Here is a 239-nt window from a genome sequence, read left to right as displayed (position 1 = left end):
CTGTTTTCTATTTCTTCTGCCTTTTCTTTATTGCGTTTTTGTATTTCTTTTAACTTTACCTGCTTACTTTCTAAACGTTTGGCTATCTCTTTTCTTCTCTTTTCTCTTTCCACACGTCTTTCTTCCTTCATTTTCTCAAGTATTTTCACGCGCTTTTCCATTCTTTCCACATTTCTTTTTTCTCTTTCTATACGTCTTTCTTCCCTAGCTTCAGAACCAAAGCCAACAAGTCCGTCTTC

At 35.6% G+C, this 239-nt stretch carries 1 protein-coding gene; it reads right to left on the bottom strand.

Going from position 1 to position 239, the window contains the following annotated elements; genetic code table 11:
* A partial coding sequence (locus tag ACY2RT_RS15595; protein WP_490156830.1) for a hypothetical protein occupies window positions 1-239 on the bottom strand: 239 nt, incomplete at both ends.

Source organism: Ulvibacter sp. 2210JD10-4 (genome assembly GCF_058148525.1).
The sequence above is the reverse complement of the archived record's forward strand: the minus strand, read 5'-3'. Positions and strand labels throughout refer to the sequence as shown.